This window comes from Streptomyces sp. NPDC045778 (assembly GCF_056431945.1).
The window spans coordinates 30812-48393 of record NZ_JBWKJZ010000003.1 but is presented as its reverse complement, the minus strand read 5'-3'; the positions used below and the strand labels follow the sequence as shown (position 1 = coordinate 48393).

Here is a 17582-nt window from a genome sequence, read left to right as displayed (position 1 = left end):
GAGCAAAAGTAAAATGTCAACACAAAAGGCGCTACTTCACTCGACCGAAAGCAGCGGTCACGCCATGGCGGCGGAATCCGACGTGTGGGACGACACACCGGAGAGCGGGACGGAACGTCCCGTTTCGCCGGTCTGTTCGTACACCGAGTGGGACCCCCTGGAGGAGGTCGTCGTCGGGCGCCTGGACGGCGCGACGATCCCCGCCAGCGATCCGGTCGTGGCCTGCAACATGCCGCCCTGGGCGGCCCGGTTGCAGGGCTTCGCCGCCGGGTTCAAGTATCCGGGCCTGCTGGTCGAGCCGGCGCAGCGCGAACTCGACGCGTTCATCGACCTCCTGGAGTCCCTGGGCATCACGGTCACCCGCCCGGAGGTCGTCGACCACAAGGCCGGTTTCAGCACCCCCCACTGGTCGTCGCACGGCTTCTGCACGGCCTGTCCGCGCGACAGCCTGCTCGTCGTGGGCGACGAGATCATCGAGGCCCCGATGGCCTGGCCCTGCCGGTACTTCGAGAGCCACGCCTACCGCGGGCTCCTCAAGGACTACTTCAGGCGCGGCGCCCGCTGGACCGCCGCGCCCCGGCCCCAGCTCACCGACGACCTCTTCGAGAAGGACTTCACGCCTCCCGGCGAGGGCGAGCCCCTGCGGTACATCACCAACGAGTTCGAGCCGGTCTTCGACGCGGCGGACTTCGTCCGCGCGGGCCGGGACCTCTTCGTCACGCGCAGCAACGTCACCAACCGCCTGGGCATCGAGTGGCTGCGCCGCCACCTCGGCCCCGGCTTCCGCGTCCACGAGATCCAGAGCCGCTGCCGCACGCCCATGCACATCGACACCACGTTCATGCCGCTCGCGCCCGGCAAGGTGCTCGTCAACCCCGAGTACATCGACGTCGACCACCTGCCCGACGTCCTGGACTCGTGGGACGTCCTGGTCGCGCCCGAGCCCGACCCGATCGACGAGAACGTGCTCAAGCTGACCTCGATGTGCGGCACCTGGCTCAGCATGAACGTGCTCATGGTGGACGAGAAGCGGGTCATCGCGGAGCGGCACCACACCGGCATGCTCCGCGCGCTCGAACGCTGGGGGTTCGAGCCGCTGCCCTGCGAGTTGCTGCACTACGCGCCGTTCGGCGGCTCGTTCCACTGCGCCACGCTCGACGTCCGCCGTCGCGGCACGCTCACGTCGTACGTCGACTGAGGGGCCGCCCCGCCGGGTCCTCGGCGGCCTCCTCCACGGGCAGGGGCCGGGTGAGCTGGCGCGCTGCGCGCATCCTGCCGTCCTCGGTGAACTCGCCGAAGAGGTGCACCTCGGTGGCGGTGGGACCGCCCTTGCGGGTGCGGGCGTGGATGGTCAGGCGGGCGGCGATCCGGCCGCCGTCCGCGACGGCCTCGTGCACGTCGAAGCGCCAGCCGACCACGTTCTTGCGCACGGGGCGCAGATGGGCGAGGAGGCGGTCGTGGTCGAGGCGCACCCCGTCGCTGATCTGCACGACGTCCGGCGTGTAGTGACGGGCCATCACGGACTCCGGCGCGTCGCCGCGGACCGTGGACGCGGTGAGGGAGGTGAAGAAGTCCGCGACGAACCGCTCGGGGGTGGTGTCGGCGAGTGGCTTCATGGCGCTCCGATCCGGTGGACGGGGGCCGGGCGGTGACGCTGCGGAGCCCCGGCAGGCGAGGCCAGGCAGTGGCGCTGCCGAGCTACGTTCTCTGACACCTCTGTAAGATATGAGCCTCTGACAACTTGGACAAGGGTGTAAGAGATGACGGCTCCCCCGGAACCGCCCCGGCGCCGCCGCGCCGACGCCGAGCGCAGCAGAGCCGCCGTCCTGGACTCGGCGGTGCGCCTGCTGCGGCGGCGGCCGGACGCGGGCATGGCGGCCGTCGCCGAGGCGGCGGGCGTGACCCGGCAGACCGTCTACGCCCACTTCTCCTCCCGCGACGACCTCCTCGCGGCAGCCGTCGACCGGATCACCGAGGAGACGGTCGCCGCCATGGACGCCGCCGCGCTCGACGAAGGGCCCGCCGCACAGGCGCTGTTGAGGTTCCTCGACGCCTCCTGGTCGTCGTTCGCGGGCAACCCATGGCTGCTCCACGCGCCCTCGGCCGCCGGATCGGCGGAGCGCGACGCGACCCGTCACGAGCCCGTGACCGAGCGGCTCGTCCGGCTCGTCGAACGGGGCCAGGAGGCGGGCGAGTTCACCCCGGGCCTCGCGCCGCGCTGGCTGGTGGCCATGACGGTCGCGCTCGGGCACGCCGCGGGTGACGAGGTCGCCGCGGGGCGCGTCCCTGCCGCGGACGCCGGGGCCGCGCTGCGCACGACGGTCCTGCGGGTCCTCGGCTCCACGGAGCCCTCCTAGGGAAGCCGGCGCGTCGGCGACCTGTCGCGGCTCGCACTCGGCTGACAGGGACGGGCGTGACAGATCACCTCACCGCGGACCCGCGCGTGCACGTGGTCGGCGGCCGCCCACCCATTGCTTTTGGCATAGGACAATCCTATGTTTGACACAGGACAAAGCCTGGCCGAGCGGTGGAGGGGGTGGCCGTGCCGATCCACGGGGCGACAGCCATGGAGATCGCGGACAGCGTGCGGGACCTGATCGCGGCCGGAGAGCTGCGCTCGGCGGACCCGTTGCCGCCGGTACGCGCCCTCGCGGCCGACCTCGGCGTGAACCGGAACACGGTGGCGGCGGCCTACCGTCAGCTGGTGGTCGCCGGGGTGGCCGAGACCCACGGGCGCGGCGGGACCGTGGTGGCCGGGACGCCGCACCTCGCCCGCGAGGGCGCCGGGTTCAACAGCGGCCTCACCGACCTGGCCAGCGGCAACCCCGATCCCTTGCTGCTGCCCGACGTGCGCGCGGCGGCCGGGCGCGGCGGCTACCGGCAGCCGCTGTACGGCGCGCCCGCCGTCGACCCCGGCCTCGTGAAGTGGGCGAGCGGGCGCTTCGCCGAGGACCTGCCGGACCGCCCGTTCCGGGTCCTGGTGACGAACGGCGCGGCGGACGCCACGGAGCGCCTCCTCAACGCCCACCTCACGCGCGGCGACGCCGTGGCCGTCGAGGACCCGTGCTTCCTCGCGAGCATCGGCACGCTGCGCCTGAACGGCTACCGCACCGCACCGGTCGCGGTCGACCACGCGGGGATGCGCCCGGAGGCGCTGCGCGCCGCCCTGGAGTCCGGGGCGCGCGCGGTGGTGTGCACGCCGCGCGCCCACAACCCGACCGGCGCGAGCCTGACCGTCGGGCGGGCCGCCGAACTGCGCGCCGTCCTGGCCGGGCACCCCGGGGTCCTGGTCGTCGAGGACGACCACTTCTCGGCCGTCTCCGCCGTGCCGTACCTCCGCGTCACGCCTGCGGGGACGGCCAGGTGGGCGCTGGTGCGCTCGGTGTCGAAGTTCCTCGGACCCGACCTGCGCCTCGCCCTCGTCGCCACCGACGGGGAGACGGCCCGGCGCCTGGAGACCCGGCTGAGCGCGGGCACGATGTGGGTGAGCCTGCTGCTCCAGCACATCGCCCGCGAGCTGCTGTGCGACCCGGACGTGCGGGCCCTGCACGCCCGGGCGCGCCGCGCCTACGCCGAGCGCGCCGCACTCCTGGCCGGGGAGTTGGCCGCGCACGGCATCGGCGCCCCCGCCGCCCACCGGCCCGACGGCCTGAACGTCTGGGTGGACCTGGACCAGCGGGCCCGGCCCGTCGTCGACGCGCTGGCGCGCCGCGGCTGGGCGGTGCGGCCCGGCGACCTCTTCGCCGCGGGGCCGACCCCGCGGCAGGCGCTGCGGGTCACGACCGCCACGCTCACCGAGCCGCTGGCCCGGCGGTTCGCCGCCGACCTGGCCGCCGCCCTCGACCATCCGCACGCCGCGTGACCCGCCCCGGGCCCGCGCATCCTCCGCAGAAGGGACCTCCCGTCATGTTCACCGGCCTCAGCGCCTTCCCCCTCACCCCCACCGACGAGTCGGGCATCGACGAGCGGGCGTACGCCGGACTCGTCGCGCGCCTCGCCGCCGCGGGGGTGGACTCGATCGGCGCGCTCGGCTCCACCGGCGGCTACGCCTATCTGTCCCGCGAGGAGCGCGCCCGGGCCGCGCGCGTCGCCGTCGACGCGGCCGGGGGCACCCCGGTCCTCGTCGGGATCGGCGCCCTGCGCACCGCGCAGGTCCTGGCGCACGCCGAGGACGCGCAGAAGGCCGGCGCGGCGGCGGTGCTGCTCGCCCCGATGACGTATCAGCCGCTCGGCGACGACGAGGTGTTCGGCCTCTACGAGGACGTGACGCGGGAGCTGTCCGTGCCGCTGTGCGTGTACGACAACCCGCGCACCACCCACGTGGACTTCAGCGACGAACTCCACGGCCGCATAGCGCGGCTGCCGAACGTCGCCGCCATCAAGATCCCGCCGGTGCCCGGCGATCCGGCAGCGGCCCGCGAGCGCGTCGCCGGGCTGCGGGCGCTGGTCCCGGACACGGTCTCGCTCGGCGTCAGCGGCGACTGGTCGGCGGCCACCGGCCTGGGCGCGGGCTGCGACGTGTGGTACTCGGTCCTCGGCGGCCTGTTCCCCGGCACGGCCCTCGCGCTCACCCGGGCGGCGCGGAGCGGGGACGCGGCCGGGGCAGCCGCCCGCTCCGCGCGCCTCGAACCGCTGTGGGAGCTGTTCCGGCGCCACGGCGGACTGCGCGTCATGTCGGCCGCGGCCGCCCACCTGGGCCTCGCGTCGGAGCCGAACCTGCCCCGGCCGCTGCGCGGCCTCGCCCCCGCGGACCGCGACCGGCTCGTCGCGGTCCTGGACGGGCTCGGCCTGGGGTCAGCCGCGCCGGAAGACCGCGACCGTGCGGGCGGGCACGTGGAAGGTGCCCGAACCCCTCGCGTAGGCGGCTGACTTGACCACGGGGTCCGCGCCGCGCGCCTGGACGGGGTGCAGGGCGTACGGCGTTCCCTTGAGCCCGGCCACGCGCTGTGTCTGCTCGCGCGGCGTGGCGTTGAACACCACCACCAGGTCGCCGAGGCGCATCGTGATCACACCGGGCGTCTCGCCCGCCGTGCCGGACAGCGGGAAGGCCAGTTCCTCCTGGACCCGTTCGCTCGTCGCCAGGGAGAACACGGGCTCCGTGGTGCGCAACCGCAGCAGGTCGCGGTAGGCGGCGGAGGCGCCGCTGATCTCCGCACAGCCGGGCGTGAGGGCCCGGTCGGCCAGGAGCGGCTTCGCGTAGGGCCACTTGTCCTTGTTGTCGGCGGCCGGGGGCAGGCCGCGGCCGAAGCCGTTGCCGTCGCGGCAGTCCCAGTGGACGGCGTTGAACCAGTCGCCGCTGTCGTAGGAGTTGCGGTCCAGGGACTTGGAGCGCAGCAGGTCGCTGCCGGCCTGGGACAGCTCGGGGCCCTGCGCGAGCGTGGCCGTGGCCATCGCGAGGACCTGGGCGCGGGCCCGGTCGGCGGCCGGTGTGGACGCAGGGAGCTTGTAGGCGAGGGCGTCGTACAGCGTCTCGTTGTCGTGGGCGTCGGCGTAGGCCAGGGCGTCGCCGGGGGCGGCCGCGTAGCCCGCGGGGGCGCCGTTGTAGTCGACGTCCGCGCCCTTGACGGCGCGGCCCGACGAGTCGGTGAAGGCGTACGCCGCCAGGTTGCCGGTGAGGCCGACCTTGATGAGGTCCTGGTAGTGCAGGAGCCGGGCCTTCTGCGCGGCGCGGTCGCCGTTGGCGGGCGAGGCGTTCGGGTCGGTGTACAGGCCGCTCGCGAAGCCCTGCACGCGCGGGTCCGCGTCGAAGGGGCCGCCGCCGCGCACCGCGTCACGGGCCCGGTCGGAGAACGTGGCGATGCCCGTGCCCGCCATGTTCCGCTGCGTGGCCTGGACGAAGCGGGCGTCGTCGGCGACCTCGCCGAAGTTCCAGCCCTCCCCGTACAGGACGATCTTCTTGCCGTCGACGCCGTCCTTCGCGGGGGTCAGCGCGTCCAGGGCCTCGCGCACGGCGAGGATGTTGGCCTTCGGGTGGTGGCCCATGAGGTCGAAGCGGAAGCCGTCGACCTTGTACGCGCGGGCCCAGGTGACGACGGAGTCGACGACGAGCTTGCCCATCATGGCGTGCTCGGGCGCGGTGTTGGCGCAGCAGGTGGAGGTGGCGACGGTCCCGTCGGCGAGCAGCCGCTGGTAGTAGCCGGGCACGATCCTGTCCAGGACGGACTTGTCGCTCTGGCCGCTCGCCACGGTGTGGTTGTAGACGACGTCCATCACGGTGCGCAGTCCCGCGCGGTTGAGGCCCCGCACCATCTCGCGGAACTCGACCGTGCGCCGGGTGCCTTCGGGGTCGCCGGCATAGCTCCCCTCGGGCACCGTGTAGTGCAGCGGGTCGTAGCCCCAGTTGTAGGCGTCCTTCGCGGCGGTCCGCGCCACGCACGCCTGTTGCGCCTCGGAGTCGGGCGCGGCGGCGGGCAGGTCGCAGTCGGGCCGCTCCTGGTCGGCGCGGCGCTCGGGGACCGTGCCGACGTCGAACACGGGCAGCAGATGGACGTACGACGTCCCGGCGCGGGCCAGCTTGCGCAAGTGCCGCATCCCTGCGGAGCGGGTGTCGGTGAACGCCCGGTACTGCCCCGGGTGCCGGGCCGTGCGGTCCGCGACGGAGAAGTCCCGCACGTGTAGCTCCTGGATGCGCGCGGCGCGCAGCGGGACCGGGGCCGGCTTGCGCAGGTCCTTCCAGCCCCGGGGCGCGAGCGCGGGGTCGTCCAGGTCGACGGCCAGGGCCCGCCGGGAGTCGGCGGTCAGGGCGGTCGCGTACGGGTCGGTGACCTTGTTCGTGACCACCTCGCGCACACTGGGCGCCCAGACCTTCACGGCGTACCGGTACGGCTTGCCCGTCCAGCTCTCGGGTCCGGTGGCCGACCACACGCCGGAGGCCGCGTCGCGGCGCATCGGAACGCTGCGGCCGTCGATGTCGAGCCGGACGTCCTGGGCGGTGGGCGCCCACACGGCGAGCCGAGGGCGGCCGTGCCGGAAGACGGGGCCGAGGTCCGCCTTGGTCGCGGCGCGCGCGTAGAGGTCGTCGAGGACGCCCGGGACCTGCACGCCCGTGGCGGCGCGCGCGGTGCCGTCGGCCTCGCGCAGGACGGCGGCGAGCTGCCCGGTCAGGGCCGTGCGGACGCGGCCCCGGTCACGCGGGTCCACGCGGAAGGCGGCGTAGTCCTTCAAGTGGGGGTACGCGGCGCGCTGCGCGCCGGTGAGGCCGCCGGGGACGGGGGCGAGGCGGATGCGCTCGGCCTTTCCGCTGATCTCGCCGCCGTCCGTGGCGAGCCCGCCGTCGCGCGCGTACAGCACCTCGGCGTCGTGGCCGCCGGAGCCGTTGATGTCCCAGGCGACGGTAGAACGGTCTATCCAATGCGCGCGAGATGTCGTGAGGTCGACCGTCGCGCTCCGGGGCGCCGCCGACGCGGCGGAGGAGGCGAGGGGCACGGCGGTGGCGAGCAGGGCGAGCGCCACCGCCGCCGTCAGGGAGGAGCGGGACATCAGCAGCTCCTCGCGCCGGTGTGCAGGGCGAGGGCGGTGTTCGGCGCCACGGACGCGGTGAACCGGCCCGAGCCGTTCACGCTGACCTTCCGGCCACTCTGCACGTCGCAGTAGTTGCCCGCGGGCAGCGAGGTCTGGAAGGTGCGGTTCAGCGCGGTCCCCTCGTGGTTGACGACGACGTACGCCTTGTCGCCCCGGCCGAAGGCGATGGCGTCGTCGCCGTTGTCCCACCAGTGGGTCACGCCGGTGCCGCGCGCGGTGTTGCGCAGCTCGACCATGCTGCGGACCTCGGGCCAGGCGTGCTGGCACTTCCAGCCGTCGCGGTAACAGGCCTCCACCCGGCCGCCGTTCGGCGGGCCCGCGTCGCGGTCGGTGAACTCGTAGCCGGAGTGCACGTCCGGGGATCCGTAGGGCCAGGCGAGCATGAACACATGGGCCAGGGTGTGGTCGGCGCCGTCCTTGTAGGTGAGGGTGTCGCCGCCGCGCTCGGTGTCGTGGTTGGCGACGAACACGGCCGCCTTGCCGGAGGGCATGTAGGCCCAGCCCTCGCCGTAGTTCTTCAGGTAGGCGAGCTTCTCGCTCCGGAAGACGCGCTTGAGGTCGCGGGCGTAGCGGAACTCCTGCACGTCGCCGTTGCCCACGTATTCGTCCGGCGAGACCGCCTCGCCCGCGCCGTGGATGGCCTCCTGCTTCCAGTACGCGCCCGGGTCGGTCAGGCGCGCCTTGATGTTCTTCAGGTCGGCGGCGGCCATGTGCTTGGCCGCGTCCACGCGGAAGCCGTCGACGCCGAGGGAGAGCAGGTCGTTCAGGTAGGCGGCGACGCGGCCGCGTACGTAGTCCTCCCCCGTGTCCAGGTCGGCGAGGCCGACGAGTTCGCACTCCTGGACGTTGAAGCGGTCCTGGTAGTTGCTGATCGGCGCGGTGCAGTTGTCGAAGTCGGGGCGGGAGTAGACGCCCGGGTAGTCGTACTTCGTGTACGACGAGCCGCCGGTGCCGGTGCCGTTCCCGGCCGCCATGTGGTTGATGACGGTGTCCACGACGACCTTGACGCCCGCGCCGTGGCAGGTGTCGACCATCTTCTTGAAGGCAGCGCGGTTCCCGAGGCGCCCGGCGATCCGGTAGCTGACGGGCTGGTACGAGGTCCACCACTGGGGGCCCTGGATGTGTTCCTGCGGCGGCGACACCTGGACGAAGCCGTAGCCGTCGGGGCCGAGCCGGCCGGCGCACTCCCTGGCCACCGCGTCGAATCTCCACTCGAAGAGCACCGCGGTGACGTCCTTGCCGCCGGGCGGGGCCGCCTGCGCCTGCGGGGCCGCGCCCACGACGACGCCGCCGACGGCCGCGAGGAGGGCCAGGGCCACGGTGCCTGGCCGGCCGCGGCGCGTGCCGCTGCTGGGGGGTGTCACGGGTCCTCCTGGGGGGTTGAAGGTTGTTGCAGAAAGATTGCAACGCCGTTTGCGCCGTGACCGTACGGCGCTCAACAACCCCGGTCAACCCTTCGGACACACTCCCGTCACCGGGCGGAAACCCCTCAGCCGCGGCGTACGGCCGCCGTGGAGCCGCGCACGACCAGCTCGGGCTGGAAGACGAACTCCGTGCGCTGCACGGGGTTTCCGTCGATCTCCTCAAGGAGGGCGCCGACGGCCGCCGACGCCATCGCCTGCACGGGCTGGCGCACCGTGGTCAGCGGCGGGTCCGTGAAGGCGATGAGCGGCGAGTCGTCGAAGCCGACCACCGACACGTCGCCGGGCACCGTGAGCCCGCGCTGGCGGGCGGCCCGTACCGCGCCGAGCGCCATCATGTCGCTGCCGCACACCACTGCCGTGCAGCCCGCGTCGAGGAGCGCGCTGGCCGCCGCGTGACCGCCCTCGACGGTGAACAGCGTGTTCCGCACGAGCGGTTCGGCCTCCCCCTGCGCCAGGCCGACGTGCTCGTGCAGGGCCGCGGCGAAGCCCTCCGCCTTGCGGCGCGAGGGCACGTAGCGGCTCGGGCCGACGGCGAGGCCGATCCGCTCGTGGCCGAGGTCCGCCAGATGGCGCACGGCCATCCGCATGGCGGACCGGTCGTCGGGCGAGACGAAGGAGACGGGGACGTGCGGGTTGTAGCCGTTGATGAGTACGAACGGCACGCCCCGCCCGGCCAGTTCGAGGTAGCGCCCGGGGTCGGCCGTGGTGTCGGCGTGCAGCCCGGACAGGAAGACGATGCCGCTGACGCCGCGCGCTTCCAGCTGTTCGACCAGCTCGTCCTCGGTGGCGCCGCCCGGCAGCTGGGTGCAGAGCATGGGCGTGTAGCCGTGCCCGGCGAGGACCTGCTCGACGACCTGGGCGAAGGCCGGGAAGATCGGGTTGGTCAGCTCGGGGATGACCAGGCCCACCAGGCCCGCGCTGCGGCGTTTGAGGCGCACCGGGCGCTCGTAGCCGAGGACGTCGAGGGCGGCGAGCACCCGGCGCCGGGTGGCCGCGGCGACGCCCACCTTGCCGTTGAGCACGCGGCTCGCGGTGGCCTCGCTGACCTCGGCCTGCGCGGCGATGTCCGCGAGCCGCGGGGAGGTCGTCACACGGCCCACCAGACGGTGGTGTCGGCGGGCAGCTCGACCGTGCCGTCGCCCGCCGTCTCCACGTCCGCGCTGGCCAGGAGCGTGTGGCCGGGCACGGCCAGGGTCACGGCGGCTCCCGTGGTGTTCGCGGTGCACACGAAGTCCGCGCGCTGGAACGCGAGGACGCCCTCGGGCGCGTCCAGCCACTGGAGGGCGTCGCCCGCGCCGAGTCCGGTGCGGGCCCGGCGCACCCGCAGAGCCTCGCGGTACAGCTCCAGGGTCGACGCGGGGTCGCCGGTCTGCGCCTGGACGCTCAGCTCGCCCCAGCCCTCGGGTTGCGGCAGCCAGCTGCCGCCCGCGCCGAATCCGTACGAGGAGCCGTCCTTGGTCCACGGCAGGGGCACGCGGCAGCCGTCGCGGAAGCCGTCCTGGCCCTGCGCGCGGTGGAACGACGGGTCCTGGCGCACCTCGTCGGGCAGGTCGGTGACGTCGGGAAGGCCCAGTTCCTCGCCCTGGTAGAGGTACGCCGAGCCGGGCAGGGCCAGCATCAGGAGGGTGGCGGCGCGGGCGCGGCGCAGGCCGAGCGCGCGGTCACCGGGGGTGCGCAGCTGGGTGCCGAGGCCCGGCGGGTTGGCGAACCGCGTGGCGTGCCGGGTGACGTCGTGGTTGGACAGGACCCAGGTGGCCGGGGCGCCGACGGGCCGCATCGCGGCGAGCGAGGAGTCGATGACCGCCCGCAGCCCGGCGGCGTCCCAGTGCGTGCCCAGGTACTGGAAGTTGAAGGCCTGGTGCATTTCGTCGGGGCGCACGTACAGGGCCGTGCGCTCCACGGTCGGGGTCCAGGCCTCGGCGACCAGGACCTTGTCGTCGGCGTACTCGGCGAGGACCTGCCGCCAGTCGCGGTAGACCTCGTGCACGCCGTCCTGGTCGAAGAACGGCATGGTGTCGTTGCCGAGCAGCTTCAGCTGGTCGCGGCGGCCGATGTCGGGCAGGCCGGCGGCCTTGACCAGGCCGTGGGCGACGTCGACGCGGAAGCCGTCGACGCCCCGGTCGAGCCAGAAGCGCAGGATGGAGCGGAACTCGTCGCGGACGGCGGGGTGGTCCCAGTTGAAGTCGGGCTGTTCGGGGGCGAACAGGTGGAGGTACCAGTCGCCGTCGTCGGTGCGGGTCCAGGCGGGCCCGCCGAAGATGGACTCCCAGTCGTTGGGCGGCAGTTCGCCGTCGGTGCCCTTGCCGGGCCTGAAGTGGTAGCGGTCCCTGAGCGGGGAGCCGGGGCCGTCCGCGAGGGCACGCCGGAACCAGTCGTGCCGGTCGGAGGAATGGTTGGGCACCAGGTCGACGATGACACGCAGGTCGAGGGCGTGCGCCTCGCGGATCAGGGCGTCGGCGTCGTCCAGGGTGCCGAACATGGGGTCGATGGCCCGGTAGTCGGCGACGTCGTAGCCCGCGTCGGCCTGCGGGGAGGCGTAGAACGGGCTGAGCCAGACGGCGTCGACTCCGAGGTCCTTCAGGTACGGCAGGCGGGTGCGGACGCCCGCGAGGTCGCCCATGCCGTCGCCGTCGCCGTCGGCGAAGCTGCGCGGATAGACCTGGTAGATCACCGCTTCGCGCCACCAGTCCGTACGCGTACCGGAGGCGTGGTCGGCGGCGGGGGCAGCGAGATGGTGGGTCATGTCTTCCCTGAGGAGTGGTGGCGGTTGCTGGGGAGCGTCAGGACTTCGTCGCGCCGGCCGTGAGCCCGGAGACGAGGTGGCGCTGCACGAGGCCGAAGATGACCGCGGCGGGCACGGCCACGATCACGGCCGCGGCCGTCAGTGAACCCCAGTCGCTGGTGTACTGGTTGACGAAGGTCTGGAGGCCGCCCGCGAGGGTGAGGTTCTCCTCGCCGGTCATGAACGCGGAGGCGTAGGCGACCTCGGCCCACCCGGTGATGAAGCTGTAGAAGCCGGTGACGGCGAGGCCGGGCTTGGCCAGCGGCAGGATGAGCCGCCAGAAGGTGCCGAACGGGTTGAGCCCGTCGACGCGGCCCGCCTCGTCGATCTCCACCGGGATGGTGTCGAAGTACCCCTTCATCATCCAGGCGCTGAAGGGCACCGCGATGGTCAGGTAGGTGAGGACGAGGCCCATGGGCTGGTTGAGCAGCTCCAGGCTCGCGAGCAGGTTGTACAGCGGCACGATGAGCACCGCGACCGGGAACATCTGGGTGATGAGCAGCAGCCACATCAGGGGCCGCATGCCGGGGAACTTGAACCGGCTGACCGCGTACCCGGTGGTCGCGGAGATGAACACGCCGATGACGGTGGTCAGGCCGACGACGAACAGGGAGTTGCCGACCCAGTCGAGGAACTTGGTGTCGTTCAGGACGTGGTCGTAGTTGGCGAAGGTGAAGTCCTTGACCAGCGCGGTCGAGAACGCCTCGCTCTGGGGTTTGAACGAGGTGACGAGCAGCCACAGGGGCGGCAGGACCGCGATGAGGCCGGCGATCAGCAGGGTGGTGTGCAGGGCGACGGAGGCGAGCGGTCCGCGCTCGCCGCGCGCCCTGACCTTCTTCGGGGCCACTTTCGTCACCACACCTCTCCTTGCTTGCGGAGCGCGCGGCGGTAGACCACCGCGAAGAGCGAAAGGAGCAGCAGGATGAGCACGCCCCAGGCCGCGGACCCGGCGAAGTCGCGGGGGCTGACGACGAACGACAGGCGGTAGGCGTACGTCACCAGGATCTCGGTGGCGTCCCCCGGTCCGCCCCGGGTGAGCAGGAAGATCACAGGGAACATGTTGAAGGTCCAGATGGCGCTGATGAGGACCACGGTGGTGGCGACGGGCCTGAGGCCCGGCAGGGTGACGTAGCGGAAGCGCTGCCAGGCGCTCGCGCCGTCCATCTCGGCGGCCTCGTACAGCTCGCCGGGGATGGACTGGAGCCCGCCGAGCATGGCGACGAGCATGAACGGCACGCCGAGCCAGACGTTCACGGCGATCACCGAGAGCTTCGCCCAGGTGGGGTCGTTCAGCCAGGGGATCGCGTCGAAGCCGCCGCCTTCGAGGACGGCGTTGAGGAGGCCCTTCTTCTCGTTGAAGAGCAGCCGCCAGGTGAAGACGGAGACGAAGGCGGGCACCGCCCAGGGCAGGATCAGCGCCATCCGGTAGAAGGAGCGGCCCTTGAGCTTGCGGTTGAGCATGTTCGCGAGGACCAGGCCGATCGCGAACGACAGAGCGACGCAGGACACCGTCCACACCACGGTCCAGGTCAGGCGGTCCCAGAAGACGCCGTCGTCGAGGATCGCCTTGTAGTTGTCCAGGCCGACGGAGTCGTAGGTCGCCGGGATGTGGTTGACGCCGATGGTGCGCTCGACGTTCGCCTCGTTGGCGTTCGTCGTCGACAGGTACATGCCGCGCACCAGGGGGTAGCCGACGATGACGCCGATGACGATCACCACGGGGGCGACCATGGCCCAGGCGTACCAGTACGTGCTCAGCGCCCTGCGCAGGCGTCCGGGGTTCTTGCGGGGGCCGCGGCCGCGGACGCGCGGGGCGTCCGCGGCCGGGGCGACCCGGGGGCCGCTCTCGACAGACATCGTTACTTGTAGTCCTTGAGGAGCTTGCGGTAGGCGTCGCCGATGCCCTCGGCGCCGTCCTCGGGCGAGGACTTGCCGCTGAGCACCTTCTGCATCTCGAGGCGGATCGGCTCGAACAGCGAGTTGGCCTCGGGGATCCAGGGGCGCTGGACGGATTTGTCGACGGCGGGCTTGAAGAACTGCACCATCTGGTTGTCCTTGACGGACTTCACCTCGTAGACCGAGGTGCGCGTCGGCAGCAGGCTGAGCTTCTCGGTGGTCTGCTGCTGGACCTTCGCGGAACTCATGTACTTGATGAACTCGTAGGAGGCGTCCAGGTTCTTCGAGCCGGCGTACGCGGCGAGGTTCCAGCCGCCCTGCGGCGAGGCCTGCCGTACGCTGCCACCGGGGACCGGGGCGACGCCGAGGTTGGTCTTGGCGCTCTTGAACTGCTTGCCCTGGAGGGCGCCCTCGATGGACCAGGGGCCGTCGAGGGCCATGGCCACGTCGCCGTCCTTGAAGGCGTTGAGCTGGTTGTTGTAGCCGTCGCTCGCGTCGGTCACGGCGGCCTTGGAGTCCACGAGGTCCTTCATGACCTCGAAGGCCTTGGCGCCCTCGGCGTCGTCGACGGTGATCTCCTTCTTCTTGGTGTCCAGGAGGTCACCGCCCTCGCCGTAGAGGTACGGCAGGTAGAAGTACGGGTCGTCGCCGCGCAGGTAGAGCCCGGTCTTGCCGGACTTCGACTTGATCTTCTTGGCGGCGGACTTCAGGTCGTCGAAGGTCTTGGGGACCTCGACACCCGCGTCCTTGAGCATCTTCTTGTTGTAGAAGAGCGCGAGGGTGTCGATGGTCTGCGGAGCCGCGTACGTCTTGCCCTTGAACTTGGTGCTGGCGGCGGCCTGCGGCAGGTAGTCGTCGGGCTTGTCGAGCGCGGCGGTGTCGTCCAGCGGGGCCAGATAGCCGAGGTTGGCGAAGTCGGCGACCCAGGCGACCTCGGTGCGCATCACGTCGGGGGCGCCGGAGTTGCCGCCCGCGGCGTTCTTGAACTTGGCGTTGGCCTCGCCGAAGGGGACGTTGACGTACTTGACCTCGACACCGGGGTGGAGGTCCTCGAAGCCCTTGGCGAGCTTCTCGTACGTGGCCTTCTCGGCGTCGTTCGAGGTGTCCCAGAACGTGACGGTGCCGGACAGCTTGCCGCCGCTCTTCTTCCCGCTGTCGCCGTCGTCGCCGCCGCACGCCGCCGCTGTCATCGTCAGGGCGGCGACCACTGCGGTGGCCGCTATGCCACGCCGCATGTGAACTCCTTCAACTGGACCCGGAATGACCCGGGGTGATCCCGGGATGACCCGGAACAAGGGGAGACGAAAGGGGCGTCTCCTGTCGGCCGCACTCGACGCGGCGCCGGGTTGGCAGGAACGTAACAGGCTTGAAAACGTCCCGAAAGACCTTGCGGTGTTTTTCTGCAAGAGATGACGATCGTTACCGCCGCGTGTCCTGTGGGTGCCGGTCCGGTCACGGCCGGGCTTTCAGGGCTTGCCGCAAGCTTGCGCAAGCGGTGGGCAAGGCGCGCGCCGCCGGGTACAGTCCCGTGCATGACCGCGCGGCTCGTCGACATCGCAGCTCAGGCGGGGGTCAGCGAAGCCACCGTCAGCCGTGTGCTCAACGGCAAGCCGGGCGTCGCCACGGCCACCCGCGAAGCCGTCCTCGCCGCACTCGACGTGCTCGGCTACGAACGGCCCGTCCGGCTGCGCCGCCACGGCAGCGCGGGCCTGGTCGGCCTGATCACGCCCGAGCTGGACAACCCGATCTTCCCCGCGCTCGCCCAGGTCATCGGGCAGGCCCTGACCCGCCAGGGCTACACGCCGGTGCTCGCCACCCAGACCCCGGGCGGCTCCACGGAGGACGAGCTGACCGAGATGCTGGTGGACCGCGGGGTCGCCGGGATCATCTACGTCTCCGGGCTGCACGCCGACACCACAGCGGACATGGGGCGGTACGCGGCACTGCGCGCCAAGGGCGTCCCGCACGTCCTGGTCAACGGCTTCTCCCCCGAGGTCGACGCGCCCTTCGTGTCAGCGGACGACCGGGCGGCGGCCCAGCTGGCCGTGCGGCACCTGGCCTCGCTCGGCCACACGCGCGTCGGACTCGCGGTCGGCCCCCGGCGGTTCGTGCCAGTGGTACGCAAGATCGAGGGCTTCCGCCTCGGCATGCGCGAGCGCTTCGGCCTCACCACCGAGGAGGCCGACGCCCTGGTCGAGCACTCCCTCTACACCCTGGAGGGCGGCCAGGCCGCCGCGGCAGCGCTGATCGCGCGCGGCTGCACGGGCATCGTCTGCGCCAGCGACATGATGGCGCTCGGCGCGATCCGCGCCGCCCGGCAGCAGGGCCTGGACGTGCCCCGCGACCTCTCGGTGGTGGGCTTCGACGACTCCCCGCTCATCGCCTTCACCGACCCGCCGCTGACCACGGTCCGCCAGCCCGTGCAGGCCATGGGGCAGGCGGCGGTGCGCACCCTCCTGGAGGAGGTCGGCGGCACGCCCGCCCCGCACAGCGAGTTCGTCTTCCTGCCGGAGCTTGTGGTGCGCGGCTCCACGGCGTCGGGTCGCGGCCGGGCCTGAGCTGCGGGGCCCGGCTCGTCGTCGGCACCGCGAGGGCGGCCGCTCACGGAACGGCCCCCGGCTCCCTGGGGCCCGCCGCCTCGGCCAGGCACTCGTCGACGAGCGCGGCGAGCCGGTCCAGGCCCTGCTCGATCCGGTCGGGCGTCAACGTGCTGATGGACAGGCGCAGTTGGTGGTGGCCCGCGGTGGAGCCGTAGAAGTGGCGCATGGGTGTGAAGAGCACTCCGTGGCGGCGGGCCGCGTGGGCGAGGAGCGCGTCGTCGACGGTGAAGGGGACGGTGACGACGATGAAGAAGCCGCCCGTCGGCGCGTTCCAGCTGACGCCCGCGCGGTCCCCGAGGCGCCGGCCCAGGCCGTCGAGGACCTGCTGGAGGTTGCGCCGGTAGACCTCCGTCTCACGGCGGTTGGCTGCGGCCATGCTGCAACCGTGGGAGAGCAGCTTGCCGCCGATGACCGCCTGGACGATCGGCGGGGTGTTGACGGTCAGCATGCTTTTGATCTTCGAGAGTTCATCGGCGAGCAGGGTGCTGCCGCCGCGCCCCCCGGTCACCCGCTGCCCGGCGACGACATAGCCTACGCGGGCCCCCGGCATCCCGGTCTTGGCGAAGGAGCCCAGGTAGACGACGCGTTGCCGCGTGTCGAGGGCCTTCAGTGTGGGTGGCCGCTCGGCGGCGCTGTTCAGCAGCCCGTACGCGTTGTCCTCCAGGAGCAGCAGGTCCTCGGCGGCGGCGAGGTCGAGGAGCCGGTGCCGGTCGGCGACCGGCATGCTGACGCCCACGGGGTTGGCGAAGTCGGGCGTGACGTAGCAGGCGCGGACGCGCCGGCCCGCGGCGCGCGCCCGGCGCAACTGGTCCACCAGGTCGTCGAGGTCGATGCCGTGTTCCCCGGTGCGCACGGCAAGCACCGGCAGGTCGGCGAGGAGGGCGGCGCCGGTCAGGCCGACGTAGGTGGGGCTCGGCGCGAGGAGCGCGTCCCGGTCCCCGGCCCGCAGGGCGCGGAGGACCAGGAACATCGCCTCCTGGCAGCCGACGGTGACGACCACCGACTCCGGGTCGGCTTCGATGCCCTCGTCCACGGCGAGGCCGCGCGCGACGAGGTCGGCGATGATGCCCTTGGTGTCGCCGTACTGGAACAGGGCACGGGCCACGGCGGTCTCGCTCATGCCGCGGTCGGCACGCAGGTGCGCGCAGAACGTCCGCAGGTACGTGTGGATCAGCTCCACGTCGTAGAAGCCCTCGTAGGGGCGGCCCGCCGCGAAGGAGATCGCGTCCGGGTACGTGCCCGCCACCTCGTTCAGGAGGTTCATGGATTCCATCGACGTATCGCCGAGCGAGGCGTGCAGGGTGGCCGCGTCCAACGCGGCGCGGACGATTTCCGATTCCAGGATTTCCCTCACCTGAG

At 72.4% G+C, this 17582-nt stretch carries 13 protein-coding genes and 1 pseudogene; 5 read left to right on the top strand and 9 right to left on the bottom strand.

The annotated features are described in order from the left end of the window. Positions 1-64 precede the first annotated feature (64 nt). Positions 65-1198: an amidinotransferase gene (locus AC07GB_RS04920; RefSeq protein WP_478841815.1), complete on the top strand. Its 1134-nt coding sequence runs from the start codon at positions 65-67 to the stop codon at positions 1196-1198. Here the strand turns inward: AC07GB_RS04920 and AC07GB_RS04915 are convergent. After that, positions 1179-1616: a nuclear transport factor 2 family protein gene (locus tag AC07GB_RS04915; RefSeq protein ID WP_478841814.1), complete on the bottom strand. Its 438-nt coding sequence runs from the start codon at positions 1614-1616 to the stop codon at positions 1179-1181. The two genes, AC07GB_RS04920 and AC07GB_RS04915, sit on opposite strands and share 20 nt — an antisense overlap. 144 nt (positions 1617-1760) lie before the next feature. Here AC07GB_RS04915 and AC07GB_RS04910 point away from each other — a divergent pair, with 144 nt between their 5' ends. From AC07GB_RS04910 to AC07GB_RS04900, 3 genes are all read left to right on the top strand, one after another. Beyond that, positions 1761-2357, top strand: coding sequence for a TetR/AcrR family transcriptional regulator (locus tag AC07GB_RS04910; protein WP_478841813.1), 597 nt, complete (start codon positions 1761-1763; stop codon positions 2355-2357). A 185-nt stretch (positions 2358-2542) separates the two neighbouring features. Next, on the top strand, positions 2543-3862 hold the full coding sequence (locus AC07GB_RS04905) for an aminotransferase class I/II-fold pyridoxal phosphate-dependent enzyme (protein WP_478841812.1): 1320 nt from the start codon (positions 2543-2545) through the stop codon (positions 3860-3862). 44 nt (positions 3863-3906) lie between these two features. Further along, a complete protein-coding gene (locus AC07GB_RS04900) occupies positions 3907-4869 on the top strand; it encodes a dihydrodipicolinate synthase family protein (protein WP_478841811.1) in 963 nt (320 codons plus the stop codon). Here the strand turns inward: AC07GB_RS04900 and pulA are convergent. The 7 genes and pseudogenes from pulA to AC07GB_RS04865 form a co-directional block, all read right to left on the bottom strand. Further along, positions 4795-7425 carry a pullulanase-type alpha-1,6-glucosidase gene (pulA, locus tag AC07GB_RS04895; RefSeq protein ID WP_478842056.1) on the bottom strand — a complete coding sequence of 877 codons (2631 nt, stop codon included), beginning with the start codon at positions 7423-7425 and terminating at the stop codon, positions 4795-4797. The two genes, AC07GB_RS04900 and pulA, sit on opposite strands and share 75 nt — an antisense overlap. 56 nt (positions 7426-7481) lie before the next feature. Then, positions 7482-8885: pseudogene (locus AC07GB_RS04890) on the bottom strand (alpha-amylase); the annotation flags it as partial. A 125-nt stretch (positions 8886-9010) separates the two neighbouring features. Further along, positions 9011-10036, bottom strand: a complete 1026-nt coding sequence (locus tag AC07GB_RS04885) for a LacI family DNA-binding transcriptional regulator (RefSeq protein ID WP_478841810.1) — start codon at positions 10034-10036, stop codon at positions 9011-9013. Continuing rightward, on the bottom strand, positions 10033-11688 hold the full coding sequence (locus AC07GB_RS04880; RefSeq protein ID WP_478841809.1) for a glycoside hydrolase family 13 protein: 1656 nt from the start codon (positions 11686-11688) through the stop codon (positions 10033-10035). The genes AC07GB_RS04885 and AC07GB_RS04880 overlap by 4 nt, the downstream gene beginning before the upstream one ends. Positions 11689-11725: 37 nt before the next feature. Next, positions 11726-12583 (bottom strand): sugar ABC transporter permease, encoded by an 858-nt coding sequence (locus tag AC07GB_RS04875; protein WP_478841808.1) that lies wholly within the window; start codon positions 12581-12583, stop codon positions 11726-11728. Beyond that, positions 12580-13584, bottom strand: a complete 1005-nt coding sequence (locus tag AC07GB_RS04870) for a carbohydrate ABC transporter permease (RefSeq protein WP_478841807.1) — start codon at positions 13582-13584, stop codon at positions 12580-12582. The genes AC07GB_RS04875 and AC07GB_RS04870 overlap by 4 nt, the downstream gene beginning before the upstream one ends. A 2-nt stretch (positions 13585-13586) precedes the next feature. Then, on the bottom strand, positions 13587-14858 hold the full coding sequence (locus AC07GB_RS04865) for an extracellular solute-binding protein (RefSeq protein ID WP_478841806.1): 1272 nt from the start codon (positions 14856-14858) through the stop codon (positions 13587-13589). A gap of 297 nt (positions 14859-15155) precedes the next feature. Between AC07GB_RS04865 and AC07GB_RS04860 the strand changes: the two genes are divergently transcribed. After that, the gene (locus tag AC07GB_RS04860) at positions 15156-16181 is read left to right on the top strand and encodes a LacI family DNA-binding transcriptional regulator (RefSeq protein WP_478841805.1); all 1026 of its coding nucleotides are present in this window, start codon (positions 15156-15158) and stop codon (positions 16179-16181) included. A gap of 43 nt (positions 16182-16224) precedes the next feature. Here AC07GB_RS04860 and AC07GB_RS04855 read toward each other — a convergent pair whose 3' ends face one another. Next, a complete protein-coding gene (locus tag AC07GB_RS04855) occupies positions 16225-17577 on the bottom strand; it encodes an aminotransferase-like domain-containing protein (RefSeq protein WP_478841804.1) in 1353 nt (450 codons plus the stop codon). Positions 17578-17582: the final 5 nt, after the last annotated feature.